This window comes from Streptococcus marmotae (assembly GCF_001623565.1).
Lineage (GTDB): Bacteria > Bacillota > Bacilli > Lactobacillales > Streptococcaceae > Streptococcus > Streptococcus marmotae.
The window spans coordinates 551440-566428 of the sequence record NZ_CP015196.1 but is presented as its reverse complement, the minus strand read 5'-3'; the positions used below and the strand labels follow the sequence as shown (position 1 = coordinate 566428).

Sequence of the window (14989 nt, the reverse complement as noted above, 5' to 3'; positions counted from 1 at the left end):
GGTAAAACAATGTCAATAGAAAGAGAAAATGATGAATTATAGAGAACCTAGTTTAGGATGGTTAGAGGATTCTGAAGTGTTTGGAGTGAATACGATTCCGGCGCATTCTGCGCACGCATATTATGAAACAGTGTCGCAAGCGGATTCGAAGCTATGCCCATTAAAACAATCGCTAAACGGTAGTTGGAAATTTGCCTATGCTGTAAACCCAAGTTTGAGAATCAAGGATTTTTATAAATTGGAATATGATGTCCGTTCTTTTAATACGATTCAGGTACCGGGGCACATACAGTTGCAAGGATATGATACTCCTCAGTATATCAATTCTTTGTATCCTTGGGATGGTCAGGAAGCATTGCGGCCCCCGCATATCTCAAAAGAGTACAATCCAGTTAGTTCTTATGTAAAGGAGTTTGAGTTAGAAAATCCTTTGCAGGATAAGCGAATATTTTTATCGTTTCAAGGGGTTGAAACAGCCTTTTATGTATGGCTAAATGGTCAATTTATAGGCTACGGAGAAGACTCGTTTACGCCATCTGAGTTTGATGTTACGGAGTATATTCAAAAAGGGGAAAATAAGCTAGCTGTTGAAGTTTATAAACGTTCAAGTGCAAGTTGGTTAGAGGATCAAGATTTTTGGCGATTTTCAGGGATTTTTAGGGAAGTCTATCTATATGCTATTCCGGAAGTTCATGTGCAAGATTTATTTGTAAAGGGAAGCCTAGCGAATCACTATCAGAATGGTTCTTTTTGGGCAGAGCTACAAATTGTCGGCGATGTGACAGATGTTTATCTTTGTGCAGAATTGAAAAATGCAGGAGGAGATGTTGTTTATCAGCACCGTGAAGTAGCCAAAGAAAAAATTATTTTAGAAAAACAACTTTCTTCGGTGCTTACTTGGAGTGCAGAGCAACCAAATCTTTATCAGTTGGAATTACGGCTTGTTCGGGATAACCAGACTATTGAAGTTGTACGGCAACAGGTTGGTTTTAGGACGTTTGAAATCCAAAACGGAGTGATGTATCTGAATGGAGAACGTATTATTTTCAAAGGAGTCAACCGACACGAATTTCATCCGGAAAGGGGGCGTGCAATAACTGAGAAAGAAATGCTCTGGGATATTCGTCTGATGAAACAGCATAATATTAATGCTGTGCGGACATCTCATTATCCAAACCAGAGTCGCTGGTATGAGCTATGTGACGAATATGGCTTATATGTAATTGACGAAGCGAATTTAGAAAGTCACGGCTCTTGGCAGAAGCCTGTCGGAGTCGAACCTTCATGGAATGTACCGGGGAGTTTACCGATGTGGCGTGAGAATGTGTTAGATCGTGCAAACAACATGTTCCAGAGAGATAAAAACCATCCATCCATCCTGATGTGGTCTTGCGGGAATGAATCGTATGCTGGGGAATGCATCGCTGCGATGACGGAATTTTTCCACAAGGTGGATGATACACGAATTGTCCACTACGAAGGTGTTTTTTGGAATAGAGAGTTTGAAGAGGCCAGCGATGTAGAGTCGCAGATGTACACCACGCCTGCTGATGTAATCCAATATCTTGAGAAGAAACCTTCTAAGCCGCTTATTTTGTGTGAGTATATGCATGCGATGGGAAATTCTTTAGGAGGAATGCACCTTTATACGGAATTGGCGAATCGGTATCCACATTATCAAGGAGGTTTTATCTGGGACTATATTGACCAAGCGCTTTTCAAGCAGAATGATTTTGGTCAAAAAGTCCTTACATACGGTGGGGATTGGGGGGATCGTGCTACAGATTTTGAATTTTGCGGCAATGGCTTAGTATTTGCTAATCGCAAACCGACTGCGAAATTACAAGAGGTGAAACAATTGTATGCAAATGTCATCCTGAAGCCGGATGTACATGGAGTAACCATCCATAATCAATGTTTGTTTGCTGATACTAGTGATTCCTATTTTGTAGCCCGCTTGAGGCGTGATGGAGAGTTAATTTGGCAAAAGGAATTTCAACGAACGATTTTAGCTGGAGAAGTGACCTATGTATCGCTTGATTATCCAAGACAAACAATAGCAGGTGAATATACCTATGAGGTAACTCAGCATTTATGCAAGGATACATTGTGGGCAGAAAAAGGGCATGAATTGAGTTGGGGTCAGACAATACAATGTGTAGAGTCTAGTGTGGTTCCAGCCGATTTTCCAGCCGATTTTCCAGCCGATTTTCGTGTAGTCAAGGGTGATGGTCATATTGGAGTGCATGGCTATAATTTTGATATTTTATTTTCTGTCATTGAAGGTGGCCTAGTTTCTTATGTGAAAAATGGGACGGAATTTATTACCAGAACTCCTAAGACAAGCTTTTGGCGTGCTTTAACAGACAATGATCGAGGAGCAAAGCATGGTTTTGATAGGGGGAGTTGGTTAGGTGCCAGTCTATATCAAAAATGTGTTGATGTATCCGTGGAAGAATCTATGACGGGAGTAACGATTCGATTCACTCATCAGTTGCCGATTGGTACAGATGTTGTTCATACTGTTGCTTATATGGTTGATGGAAAGGGGCGTATTCGGATTGAGGGACATTACCCAGGATATGAAGGTCTACCAAGTTTACCCCTATATGGGATTGATTTTAAGGTAAAAAACTCTTATCATCATGTGCGATATTATGGCTACGGACCAGAGGAGAACTATATTGATCGCAAGTCAGGAGCACGATTGGGTATTTTTGACACAACAGCTCAGAAAAATTTACAGCCCTACCTAGTTCCGCAGGAAACAGGGAATCGTTGTAATGTTAGATGGTTGGAAGTGGCAGATTCGCAAGGGTATGGTTTGCGTTTTACCGCTAAGGACAAACCGTTCGAAATGAGTGTGTTACCACATAGTGCTTATGAATTAGAGCAAGCAACGCACCAAGAAGAATTGGGACCATCTCAATTCACATGGATTCGTCTATTGGCGGCTCAAATGGGTGTTGGAGGAGATAATTCTTGGGGCGCACCAGTTCATGATGAATACTTGCTAGAAGCAAATACAGCCTACATGTTTTCGTTTTGGTTAGACACAATAGGTGAGTAGTACGAAAGGATTTCCAAAGCCAGATGATGGAAATCCTTTTGGTTTTATAGGGGACACAAGTATTGGCAAGCGAAGTCTTTCTTGGCTTCATTTGGAACAGTCTAATGTAAGATGCTAACTTTAATTTAGAAGGGTTCAGGATAGTCATAAGCTCTGGAATAGATCATAATAAAAGTAACATGTAGAAAGGAGTTAATTATGCAGTCCTATGGAAAAATAATTGGGAGTCTCGTATTAGCAATAGTTTTGCTAGGCGTTTGTAGCCAAAAGGAAGAAGTCACGCCAGACAAGAGAAGCGAAATCAACTCAAACGATACATCAACTACTACTTCTAGTGGTCAAGTAAGAAAAATATCTGAGGTGGACACTAAAGCGTCAGCTATTCAGACGTTTTGGGATCAAGGGAAGTATGTTCAGTTGGTGCATTTTATTGAAGAGTGGAGCCAGTAAATGGGACAGATAGGCTATGTGGCAGAACAAGAAGCTGGCAAAATGATAGACCAAATCTATTCTTATGAGGATGAATCCTCCCAAAAATTAGATGCCCAACTCTCAGAGACTGGTGACGGTACTGCACCTACCGTATTGTAGAAATTTATAAAAATTGGAATAATTACCCGGATGTTCATACCTATTTCTTTGCCGTTACGGCGCAAGGGGAGGTGATTGTTTTTCATTCGCCCACTACAAATGGTGATAGGGTCTATGTCAAACCGACGGAAAATCAAGAACTTCAAGCAGGTTTTAAAAGGGTCCTTAAGGGAGAAGAAGGGAGTGCAGTGCAAACCAGTTCAATTTCTGTGGAACAGAGAAATTTGACAATTAAACAATGCTCGAATTAGGCGAGGGCGCATCGTGCTAGCAGATATGGGGCTCCATATAGTAAAGACGATTTTGTAGCTTCTGTCATAACCGATACGCAATGCTAAATTCTCAAACTAACTTCCATAGCCTCTTAAAGTGGCATTTAGTCTGATAAAAACGTTAAAAACCAGTGGAAATCCATGTCAGAGTAAGTTCCACTGGTTTTTATAATTGTTGATTTCATGGCTTTTTTAGGCGAATGGTAGTTGAAAAAAAGAGCGCACAAAAACCCCTCATCTGAAAGCGTTTCAGATTAAGTTCCGCTATGGTGGAAGTTAGTGTGAGACGTTTGAGTGGATTTTATTCGGTTCGTTTTTAGGATTTATGTTGCAATACTTTAGGAGACTGGCAGACGTCTTCAGCGGGAATTAAGGAAATACCGAGAAGCTTAGCCAGTTCTTCGTCATAGGTAAACGTAAAAAGTTCATAAGCTGACTTTCCATTCAAAGCAGCGCGTTTCACGCTATTGACATGCGAACAGACCAGGTTGATATCGTCCTGAGTTAAGGTATCAAAGCTCGTTCCTTTAGGGAGAATATCTCGAATGAGGGTATGCTTCTTCTCGATTCTTGCTTTCTGGTCAGACCGGTTAGGATCACAGAAGAAGAGGTTTACCTCTCCTCTCACGTCCATTTCAATATCATCGACTCTAGCGAATTCCCCACCATTGTCAGTTAGGATAACAGGGAATAACTCATGGAAATCTTTCCCTGCTTGAAAGAAGGCCTTCTTGATCTCGTAGAGGTGCTTAGCGACTTCAGCGGCAGTTTTATTGTCCAGAAGTCTAGCGAAGATAAAGTTACAGAAAGAGACGTTGAAAGTGAGGAGCAGTTTTCCACCAATACGCCCCATAACCGTGTCCATTTCTAACCAAGAAGTTAGTTGGTTATGGGTCAAATACTTTTGGAAGTCCTCATAAGACCGTCCTTTCTCACCCCATCTGAAATGATTTTATCCATGTCCCAGAAGGTTTGAGAATTGAGAGGTGTTCCTTCACGAGCTTCAACGAGAGTTTGTTCGTATTGTTTTTGAGCTTGTTTAGCGAAATAGAATATTTTTTTATAGCCACAATTTTGTCTTCTCTTAGGGCAAGCGTTACAGACAAAAGGAGCCTTATCAAGGAGAGGACAAGGAAGCCCATCACTAGTAGATGTTCTGATCTGTCTGTTACGTTTGATTTCTTTGGAAACAGTAGTAGGATCTTTAAGGATGAATTGTGCGATGGTTTTGAAGGAATCTCCTCTTTCTAATCCTAGCTGGATATCATTGCGGTCTGAGAGGGTAAGGTGTTTGTATTTTGTCATCGTAAGGGCTCATTTCTAACCCAAACGTCTCAGACTTAATTCCACCATAAAAATCCGTTTTAGACTAACTTCCGCTTCGAAAACGAAAGTGGAACTTACTTTGGGAAATTACGTTATGAAAAGATTTGGCACAAAAATTTGGAGAATATAGAGAGATATGATATAATAGCGTGTATGCAATAAAATTTTAAGGAGAAATGACAGAATGTCTGTATCATTTGAATCAAAAGAAACAAACCGTGGTGTCTTGACATTTACAATCGCTCAAGATGCTATCAAACCAGAATTGGATCGTGTATTTAACAAGGTTAAGAAAGATATTAACGTACCTGGATTCCGTAAAGGTCACTTGCCACGTGCGGTCTTCAACCAAAAATTTGGTGAAGAATCATTGTACCAAGATGTTGTCAATGCTCTTTTACCAGTAGCCTATGAAGCAGCGGTAGCAGAAGCAGGTCTTGAAGTGGTTGCGCAACCAAAAATCGACGTTGTATCAATGGAAAAAGGTCAAGACTGGACGATTACTGCTGAAGTCGTTACAAAACCAGAAGTGAAATTAGGTGACTACAAAAACTTAGCAGTATCTGTTGAAGCAACAAAAGAAGTAACAGATGAAGAAGTAGATGCAAAAGTTGAGCGCGAACGCAATACGTTAGCAGAATTGGTCATCAAGGAGGAACCAGCAGCTGAAGGCGATACAGTTGTGATTGACTTTGTTGGGTCAATCGACGGAGTTGAATTTGACGGTGGAAAAGGTGAGAACTTCTCATTGGCTCTTGGTAGCGGTCAATTTATCCCAGGATTTGAAGACCAATTGGTAGGTCACAGTGCAGGTGAAGAAGTAAATGTAGAAGTAACCTTCCCTGAAGATTACCAAGCAGCAGACTTGGCAGGAAAACCAGCTCTCTTTGTGACAAAAATTCATGAAGTAAAAGCAAAAGAAGTGCCAGCACTTGATGATGAATTGGCAAAAGATCTTGACGAAGAAGTGGAAACACTTGATGAGTTGAAAGCGAAATACCGCAAAGAATTAGAAGCAGCAAAAGAAATTGCTTTTGACGATGCAGTTGAATCAGCAGCGCTTGATTTGGCAGTTGCAAATGCAGAAATCGTTGACCTTCCAGAAGAAATGGTTCACGAAGAAGTACACCGCGCTATCAACGAATTCCTTGGCGGTATGCAACAACAAGGTATCTCACCAGACATGTACTTCCAAATCACAGGAACTACACAAGATGACCTTCATAAACAATACGAAGCAGATGCTGAAAAACGCACAAAAACAAATCTTGTCGTTGAAGCAGTAGCAAAAGCAGAAGGATTTGAAGCAACAGCAGAAGAAATCGAAGCAGAAATCACTGAATTGGCTGCAACATATAACATGGAAGTAGAACAAGTACGTCGCCTTCTTTCAGAAGATATGTTGAAACATGACATTGCAGTGAAAAAAGCTGTGGAAGTGATTACAAGCACAGCAACTGTAAAATAACACAAAAAATCGATGAATAGAGGTTGAGCTAAGTCTCAGCTTCTATTTTTCTCTCATTTTTATAAGGATAAAATTATCTTTGACTATTTACTGATTTTAGCGTAAAATAGTAAGGAAAGACAAAAATGAATGCGTCCTAAGCTTTTGTTGCTGAAACGGACTCAGATAGACATAAGGAGAATAACCTTGGAATTAACGGTATTTGCAGGACAAGAAAAAAGTGAACTATCCATGATTGAGGTGGCACGTGCTATCTTGGAAGAACGTGGCCGTGATAACGAGATGTATTTTAATGATTTAGTGAATGAGGTGCAAAACTATCTTGAAAAATCAAATAGCGATATTCGTGCTGCCCTTCCTACCTTCTATTCTGATTTGAATGTGGACGGTAGCTTCATCCCTCTAGGTGAAAACAAATGGGGGCTTCGTTCATGGTATGCGATTGATGAGATTGATGAAGAAGTCATTACACTTGAAGAAGATGATGAAGATGCACCAAAACGGAAGAAAAAACGTGTCAATGCCTTTATGGATGGCGATGAGGATGCGATCGATTACGGAAATGATGATCCAGAGGATGAAGATGGATTTGATGCAACGGCTGCAACTGAATATGGCGATGACAATCCAGATGACGAAAAAGATGAAGTAGAGTCATACGATTCAGAAATCAATGAAATTATCCCAGACGAGGATTTGGTTGATGAAGAAGTCGAATTGAATGAAGAAGATGATGATTATTCTGAAGAAGATGACGATACAGTCGATGAGGCATAATTATCATTTGACAAATGTTCTCATTTTCGATATGCTATTAATCGGGCACCTCTTTTGAGGTCAGTGCTCCCTGTTTCAGGGAGCTATTTTTGTTTTTTAAGGAGAATTGCATGGCAACAAAGTATATTTTTGTAACGGGTGGCGTGGTCAGCTCAATCGGAAAAGGGATTGTAGCTGCTAGTTTGGGACGTCTCTTGAAAAATCGCGGTTTGAAGGTCACAATTCAAAAATTTGACCCATACATCAATATTGACCCAGGGACAATGAGCCCGTATCAGCACGGGGAAGTATTTGTTACAGATGATGGAGCAGAGACGGACCTTGATCTGGGTCATTATGAACGTTTTATTGATATTAATCTCAATAAATATTCAAACGTGACGACAGGGAAGATTTACAGCGAAGTTCTTCGTAAGGAGCGCAAAGGAGAATATCTGGGAGCAACCGTTCAGGTCATTCCGCATATTACAGATGCTTTGAAGGAAAAAATCAAACGAGCTGCAACGACAACGGACTCAGATGTGATTATCACAGAAGTCGGAGGAACAGTTGGAGATATTGAAAGTCTGCCATTTCTTGAAGCTCTTCGCCAAATGAAGGCGGATGTGGGCGCTGATAATGTTATGTATATCCACACAACTCTCCTTCCTTATTTGAAGGCGGCAGGTGAGATGAAAACCAAGCCAACTCAGCATTCGGTTAAAGAATTGCGCGGACTTGGTATTCAGCCAAATATGTTGGTGATTCGGACAGAAGAGCCGGCTGGTCAAGGCATTAAGAATAAATTGGCCCAATTTTGTGATGTGGCACCAGAAGCAGTGATTGAGTCGCTTGATGTAGAGCATTTATATCAAATTCCGCTCAATTTGCAAGCACAAAACATGGATCAAATCGTTTGTGACCATTTGAAGATTGATGCGCCAGCAGCAGACATGACAGAATGGTCTGCTATGGTGGACAAGGTCATGAACTTGAAAAAACAAGTGAAGATTGCCTTGGTTGGAAAATATGTGGAATTGCAAGATGCCTATATCTCTGTTGTGGAAGCTTTGAAACATTCTGGCTATGCCAATGATGCGGAAGTGAAGATTGATTGGATCAATGCCAATGATGTGACAGCGGACAATGTAGTAGACTTGCTTGGTCATGCGGATGGTATTATCGTTCCTGGCGGATTTGGTCAACGTGGAACAGAAGGAAAAATTCAAGCCATCAGATATGCACGCGAACAAGATGTGCCAATGTTGGGGGTTTGTCTTGGAATGCAGTTAACTTGTATCGAGTTTGCCCGCCATGTTCTTGGACTTGAAGGGGCAAATTCTGCAGAATTGGATGCAGCAACACCGTATCCAATCATTGATATCATGCGCGATCAAATCGATATCGAAGACATGGGCGGAACGCTTCGCTTGGGATTGTATCCAACTAAGTTGAAAAAAGGAAGTCGTGCCGCAGCTGCCTATGACCATCAAGATGTTGTCCAAAAACGCCATCGTCATCGCTACGAATTTAACAACCAATTCCGTGAAACCTTTGAAAAAGCAGGTTTTGTATTCTCTGGTGTATCACCTGATAATCGTCTGGTCGAAATTGTGGAAATTCCTGATAATCAATTCTTTGTGGCATGTCAGTATCACCCAGAACTCTCCAGTCGTCCAAACCGTCCAGAAGGCCTATACACTGCCTTTGTAACAGCAGCGGTGAAAAATAGCCACTAATCTTTGGGCCTTAATAGTAAGAAAACGCTAAATTTCAAGTTCAAGTTAGCCAGTCTGTAAAAATTCTCTAGGAGATTTGTAACCCAATATCTTCTTTGGATAGTTGTTAATCCAGTTTTCAATAAATGTGACTTGTTGTTGCGTCGCATTTTTGCTTCCCTTAGGCAACCAACGCCTGATGAGTCTATTATGATTCTCGTTAGTTCCTCTCTCCCAAGAGGAATAAGGATGGGCATAATAAATGTTCTCAGGATCAAAGACATCTGCCAAGCGACTGAATTCAGCCCCGTTATCAGCTGTGATTGAGTTAATTTGATACTCTCTGAGGATCATTTTCAGAGCTTGATTGACTGAAGACGCGGACTTATCGGGAATAAGTCGGATGATTTGATAACGACTCTTTCTATCAGTTAGAGTCAACAGGCACTCGTTTTTTGCCCGTGTTTGAATAACCGTATCAATTTCAACATCACCAACATTCTCACGCTGATTAATGCTTTCAGGCCGTTCCTCAATCGATTTTCCAGCCGGCTTAAAGTTGGGACTCGCTTGCTTTTTCTTCGTTTTCTCTTTTCGAGGATAGAGCATGTCATCCTTGGTCAATCCTAAGTGTCCATGATGAATCCAGTAGTAAATGGTGGAGACGGAGACAGGTATCCCTTTTGCTTTTACCATCATCTCAGGAGAGTATTTCTGTTTGATGTAGTGAAGAATCTTTTCTTTGAGTTCCTTGGTTAGGGAAGCCTGCTTCACAGAATGTTTACGATTGTTTTGATAGGCTTCTTGAGCGAAGTCAGCTGAGTAGATTATTTCAAATTTTCCTTTACGCACTTGTTGTCTAACCTGACCACGTTTGACTTCGTTGTGAATAGTTTGAGGAGCTTTTTCTAATCTTCTAGCGATTTCACGATTTGAGAACCCTTCTTGAAGCCAACGCTCAATCATTCTACGCTCAGCTAGTGTCAAATGTCTTCTTTTTGGTGTATAATAGTGTTGCATCTCAGAGTCTTTCTAATTGTTGTTGTGGTGATTACAATTATATCTTTCTGAGATGTTTTTTCATACCATTGAGTGGCTAACTTCATTTTAGAACTTTTTAATAGTAAGAAAACATGAAAATTTGAAAAAAGTTGACAAAATCTCTTGACAAGAGAGTCAATCCTTGATATACTGTTAAGGTACTCAATCGCGGGGATGGCGGAATTGGCAGACGCGCAGGACTAAGGATCCTGTGACCGCTTTAGGTCGTGAGGGTTCAAGTCCCTCTCTCCGCACTAATGAAGGCTGGTTTATCCAGTCTTTTTCTTGTAAATAGGATGTGAAAATCTACGCATTTTTCAAAAACTAGATTGAAAGAGCAGAAAAAAAGTGGCGTTTTTCTCGAAAACGTGATAAAATAAACAATGTAAGTGGGAGAAGCCCACAAAAATTAAGAGGAGGCTAGAAAATGCCAGTCGTTTCAGCAGAAAAATTCGTCCAAGCAGCTCGTGACAATGGTTACGCAGTTGGTGGATTTAACACAAACAACCTTGAGTGGACTCAAGCTATCTTGCGTGCAGCAGAAGCTAAAAAAGCTCCTGTTTTAATCCAAACATCAATGGGTGCAGCAAAATACATGGGTGGTTACAAAGTAGCTCGTAACTTGATTGCAAACCTTGTAGAATCAATGAACATCACAGTTCCAGTAGCTATTCACCTTGACCATGGTCATTACGAAGATGCACTTGAGTGTATCGAAGTAGGTTACACTTCAATCATGTTTGACGGTTCACACCTTCCAGTTGAAGAAAACCTTGAAAAAGCACGCGAAGTGGTTAAATTGGCACACGCAAAAGGAATTTCGGTTGAGGCTGAAGTTGGAACAATCGGTGGAGAAGAAGACGGAATTATCGGTTCTGGTGAACTTGCTCCAATCGAAGATGCAAAAGCAATGGTAGAAACTGGTATCGACTTCTTGGCAGCAGGTATCGGTAACATTCACGGTCCATACCCAGCGAACTGGGAAGGTCTTGACCTTGATCACTTGAAGAAATTGACAGAAGCTGTTCCAGGTTTCCCAATCGTACTTCACGGTGGTTCTGGTATTCCTGATGAGCAAATCCAAGCAGCTATCAAACTTGGTGTGGCAAAAGTAAACGTAAATACTGAGTGCCAAATCGCATTTGCAAACGCAACTCGTAAATTTGCAGCATCTTATGAAGCAAACGAAGCAGAATACGACAAGAAAAAACTCTTTGACCCACGTAAGTTCTTGGCTGACGGTGTAAAAGCTATCCAAGCATCTGTTGAAGAGCGTATTGACGTTTTCGGTTCTGAAAACAAGGCTTAATTAGCCCAAACATCTAACAACTTCTCCGTGGAGAAGTTGTTTTATTATGGCTAAAAGCCATGAAAAAAAGAGCCAGACAAAAGTGTCCAGCCTCAACTCTTCTATAGATTTAATAGTTTGACGCATACCAATAGTCAGAGAAGTGACCATTATTGATTAGTAAACCAATGAATTATACTGTAGCGAAACCATTCAAAAGCATAGGTGAGTAGAAAAGCATTATAGCAAGCCACACCTAAAATAAACAGTTTTATTCTACGCAGAAAGATAGAAGAAATTATAAACACAACTCCCATATTCGGTAGAGTATATCTTAGTAGTAGCTCAAACCAAGTCATTTCTTTCCCCAAAAATGACAGTTGCCACTCAGATGCCCAAAAAAGAGTGGACCACAATAGTAGCACAACTAATACACAATACCAATCTATCTTGTATCGCGATACGAATTGACGAACCTTTAACATTGTATCACCTCGAAATAAATCTTCATAGTATCTGCCTTTCAGTGGACATCGGCTAGAATCCAATGTCTATTGATGCAGAGATACTCTAATAACGGACGATGACATCCTTCCTACTGGTAATATCTATCATGATTTTGGCATCCCTAAGCTAATACATCAATCACCGGTAGAATGACATTATCCCCATTGTGTCCTGGACCACAATAGTTACCGTGAATAGGGGTTTCTACCTTTAGATATTTATCTAGATTAAATTTTCGATTCACCTAATCTTCACTGTTTTTCTGAGCTTGTTCATAATCAAAATAGACTCTCTCTCCATCAACAGTGAGATAATTCATTCTCAATCTCGCTTTGCTGAGCAGTGTAATCTTCGTCTGTTTGGATTGCGGCACTACTATTTATATCTGTTGCAGTAACCTTATTTATTATCGTACAAGATAATAAATTAACAGTTAATAAAAGCATGCATTTTCCAACGTTTTCAGAGCTATCGTGCACATAAAAATAGGAAGAAGATGAAAAAGAAAGCGCTTTCTAATTTCTATTGTATCACTAATTACAAATAAATCAAGCAATTAGTGCAACAAATCCTATATTTTTTAGAATTTTATAAATGGCACTTGGCTTGACAATGCTAAATTTCAAGTTCAAGTTAGCCAGTCTGTAAAAATTCTCTAGGAGATTTGTAACCCAATATCTTCTTTGGATAGTTGTTAATCCAGTTTTCAATAAATGCGACTTGTTGTTGCGTCGCATTTTTGCTTCCCTTAGGCAACCAACGCCTGATGAGTCTATTATGATTCTCATTAGTTCCTCTCTCCCAAGAGGAATAAGGATGGGCATAATAAATGTTCTCAGGATCAAAGACATCTGCCAAACGACTGAATTCAGGCCCGTTATCAGCTGTGATTGAGTTAATTTGATACTCTCTGAGGATCATTTTCAGAGCTTGATTGACTGAAGACGCGGACTTATCGGGAATAAGTCGGATGATTTGATAACGACTCTTTCTATCAGTTAGAGTCAACAGGCACTCGTTTTTTGCCCGTGTTTGAATAACCGTATCAATTTCAACATCACCAACATTCTCACGCTGATTAATGCTTTCAGGCCGTTCCTCAATCGATTTTCCAGCCGGCTTAAAGTTGGGACTCGCTTGCTTTTTCTTCGTTTTCTCTTTTCGAGGATAGAGCATGTCATCCTTGGTCAATCCTAAGTGTCCATGATGAATCCAGTAGTAAATGGTGGAGACGGAGACAGGTATCCCTTTTGCTTTTACCATCATCTCAGGAGAGTATTTCTGTTTGATGTAGTGCAGAATCTTTTCTTTGAGTTCCTTGGTTAGGGAAGCCTGCTTCACAGAATGTTTACGATTGTTTTGATAGGCTTCTTGAGCGAAGTCAGCTGAGTAGATTATTTCAAATTTTCCTTTACGCACTTGTTGTCTAACCTGACCACGTTTGACTTCGTTGTGAATAGTTTGAGGAGCTTTAGCCAATCTCCTAGCGATTTCACGATTTGAGAACCCTTCTTGAAGCCAACGTTCAATCATTCTACGCTCAGCTAGTGTCAACTGTTTCCTTTTTGGTGTATAATAGTTTTGCATCTCAGAATCTTTCTAATTGTTGTTGTGGTGATTACAATTATATCTCTCTGAGATGTTTTTTCATACCATTGAGTGGCTAACTTCATTTTAGAACTTTCGCTTGGCTTGACAATGTGCTGATTTTAAAAAAATTAAAAGTTCTTCTTGCCAAGAGTCATATTTTTTGGTAGAATAGTCAAGTATGTGGTGCTAGCACATCCGTAATATTTGATCAAATGAGGAGGAATACACATGGCTAAAGTATGTTATTTTACAGGTCGTAAAACTGTATCAGGAAACAACCGTTCACATGCGATGAACCAAACAAAACGTGCGGTAAAACCAAATCTTCAAAAAGTAACTGTTTTGATTGATGGAAAACCTAAAAAAGTTTGGGCTTCAGCTCGCGCACTTAAATCAGGTAAAATTGAACGTGTTTAAAAAAACAGAATAGCGAGTCTAGAGGTCCGGTGGACCTCTTTTTCACGAGCTAAGAAAACAGAATAGCGAGTTTAGAAGTCCGGTGGACTTCTTTTTCTCTGAATCTTAAAACCGGAAAATGCAGATAGCCTGATAAGCTGTTTCAGAATGTAGGCAAACCTCACAATTCAGAAAAACATTACAACAATATTTAAATTTCTGTAGTTTCAAGGTTAGAAAATTTGCGAGCGTAGCGAGCATAATACCGCCACCACCGCCGTGCTAAAAGTGGGAGTGAGACAGAAGTCGTGATTTCGCTGAAATCGATTATCCTCGCTCCTTTGTTTCTGGGCTCGGGCTAAAATAATCCACTGGATTATTTTACTCCACAGGAAGTCGCTACCGTCCGTACCACCTAAGAAAAGTATCTCAAAAAAACTTTTTCTGCAATCCGAGACAGTCCAATGACCTTTTTTATTTTATTGCCGAAGGCGTGCTACTATCCGTTTGAAAAGTCTAATCTGCTGTAACAGCCTAGTTTTTTACACTCGTGAGAAAATATGGTAAAATAGAGTGATAAAATGATTTGAGGTACGAAAAATGACGGTTAAAATCAATACAAAAGATGGCCAGATTGAGCTAACAGATGATGTCATTGCTACGGTTGTGGGTGGTGCTACGACAGAGATTTTTGGCGTTGTTGGTATGGCCAGCAAATCTGCGATTAAGGATAATTTCCAAGCGCTTCTCGGTAAGGAAAATTATGCCAAGGGTGTTGTGATTAAGACGACAGAAGGAGGGCATATCGCAGTAGATGTCTATACTGTGATGAGCTATGGTGTCAAAATCAGTGAGGTTTCTCGTAATATCCAAGAGCGTGTGAAATTTAACTTGGAAAATCAATTAGGGATTGCAGCAGATACGGTCAATGTCTATATTCAAAATATCAAAGTCGTAGGAGAATAA

At 40.2% G+C, this 14989-nt stretch carries 12 protein-coding genes, 1 tRNA gene and 1 pseudogene; 11 read left to right on the top strand and 3 right to left on the bottom strand.

Annotation, left to right across the window (positions count from 1 at the left end; genetic code table 11):
- The first annotated feature begins 31 nt into the window (after positions 1 to 31).
- The 4 genes from lacZ to A4H00_RS12420 all read left to right on the top strand — a co-directional run bounded on the left by lacZ (position 32) and on the right by A4H00_RS12420 (position 3912).
- Positions 32 to 3070 carry a beta-galactosidase, LacZ type gene (lacZ, locus tag A4H00_RS02845; protein ID WP_067087042.1) on the top strand — a complete coding sequence of 1013 codons (3039 nt, stop codon included), beginning with the start codon at positions 32 to 34 and terminating at the stop codon, positions 3068 to 3070.
- A gap of 198 nt (positions 3071 to 3268) precedes the next feature.
- Positions 3269 to 3520, top strand: coding sequence for a hypothetical protein (locus A4H00_RS02840; protein ID WP_067087039.1), 252 nt, complete (start codon positions 3269 to 3271; stop codon positions 3518 to 3520).
- The gene (locus tag A4H00_RS11800; RefSeq protein ID WP_157770975.1) at positions 3521 to 3661 is read left to right on the top strand and encodes a hypothetical protein; all 141 of its coding nucleotides are present in this window, start codon (positions 3521 to 3523) and stop codon (positions 3659 to 3661) included.
- On the top strand, positions 3655 to 3912 hold the full coding sequence (locus tag A4H00_RS12420) for a DUF4767 domain-containing protein (RefSeq protein WP_082815577.1): 258 nt from the start codon (positions 3655 to 3657) through the stop codon (positions 3910 to 3912). The genes A4H00_RS11800 and A4H00_RS12420 overlap by 7 nt, the downstream gene beginning before the upstream one ends.
- A gap of 337 nt (positions 3913 to 4249) precedes the next feature.
- Here the strand turns inward: A4H00_RS12420 and A4H00_RS11380 are convergent.
- A pseudogene (locus tag A4H00_RS11380) lies at positions 4250 to 5238 on the bottom strand (transposase).
- 205 nt (positions 5239 to 5443) lie between these two features.
- Between A4H00_RS11380 and tig the strand changes: the two are divergent.
- The 3 genes from tig to A4H00_RS02810 all read left to right on the top strand — a co-directional run bounded on the left by tig (position 5444) and on the right by A4H00_RS02810 (position 9222).
- Positions 5444 to 6727 carry a trigger factor gene (gene tig / locus A4H00_RS02820; RefSeq protein WP_067087029.1) on the top strand — a complete coding sequence of 428 codons (1284 nt, stop codon included), beginning with the start codon at positions 5444 to 5446 and terminating at the stop codon, positions 6725 to 6727.
- A gap of 186 nt (positions 6728 to 6913) precedes the next feature.
- A complete protein-coding gene (rpoE, locus tag A4H00_RS02815; RefSeq protein WP_067087026.1) occupies positions 6914 to 7504 on the top strand; it encodes a DNA-directed RNA polymerase subunit delta in 591 nt (196 codons plus the stop codon).
- A 110-nt stretch (positions 7505 to 7614) separates the two neighbouring features.
- Entirely contained in the window at positions 7615 to 9222 is a 1608-nt protein-coding gene (locus A4H00_RS02810) for a CTP synthase (RefSeq protein ID WP_067087023.1), read from the top strand.
- A 45-nt stretch (positions 9223 to 9267) separates the two neighbouring features.
- Here A4H00_RS02810 and A4H00_RS02805 read toward each other — a convergent pair whose 3' ends face one another.
- On the bottom strand, positions 9268 to 10221 hold the full coding sequence (locus A4H00_RS02805; protein WP_067087021.1) for an IS30 family transposase: 954 nt from the start codon (positions 10219 to 10221) through the stop codon (positions 9268 to 9270).
- Positions 10222 to 10410: 189 nt separating this feature from the next.
- On the opposite strand from A4H00_RS02805, the gene A4H00_RS02800 reads away from it, so the two are divergent.
- Both A4H00_RS02800 and A4H00_RS02795 read left to right on the top strand, forming a co-directional pair.
- Positions 10411 to 10496: transfer RNA gene (locus A4H00_RS02800), tRNA-Leu, on the top strand.
- Positions 10497 to 10669: 173 nt separating this feature from the next.
- Entirely contained in the window at positions 10670 to 11551 is an 882-nt protein-coding gene (locus A4H00_RS02795) for a class II fructose-bisphosphate aldolase (RefSeq protein ID WP_067087018.1), read from the top strand.
- 1119 nt (positions 11552 to 12670) lie between these two features.
- Here A4H00_RS02795 and A4H00_RS02785 read toward each other — a convergent pair.
- Positions 12671 to 13624 carry an IS30 family transposase gene (locus A4H00_RS02785; RefSeq protein ID WP_067086998.1) on the bottom strand — a complete coding sequence of 318 codons (954 nt, stop codon included), beginning with the start codon at positions 13622 to 13624 and terminating at the stop codon, positions 12671 to 12673.
- Positions 13625 to 13855: 231 nt separating this feature from the next.
- Between A4H00_RS02785 and rpmB the strand changes: the two genes are divergently transcribed.
- Complete coding sequence (gene rpmB, locus A4H00_RS02780; RefSeq protein ID WP_067087013.1) at positions 13856 to 14044, top strand: 50S ribosomal protein L28; 189 nt, start codon at positions 13856 to 13858, stop codon at positions 14042 to 14044.
- A gap of 579 nt (positions 14045 to 14623) precedes the next feature.
- Positions 14624 to 14989: an Asp23/Gls24 family envelope stress response protein gene (locus tag A4H00_RS02775; RefSeq protein WP_067087011.1), complete on the top strand. Its 366-nt coding sequence runs from the start codon at positions 14624 to 14626 to the stop codon at positions 14987 to 14989.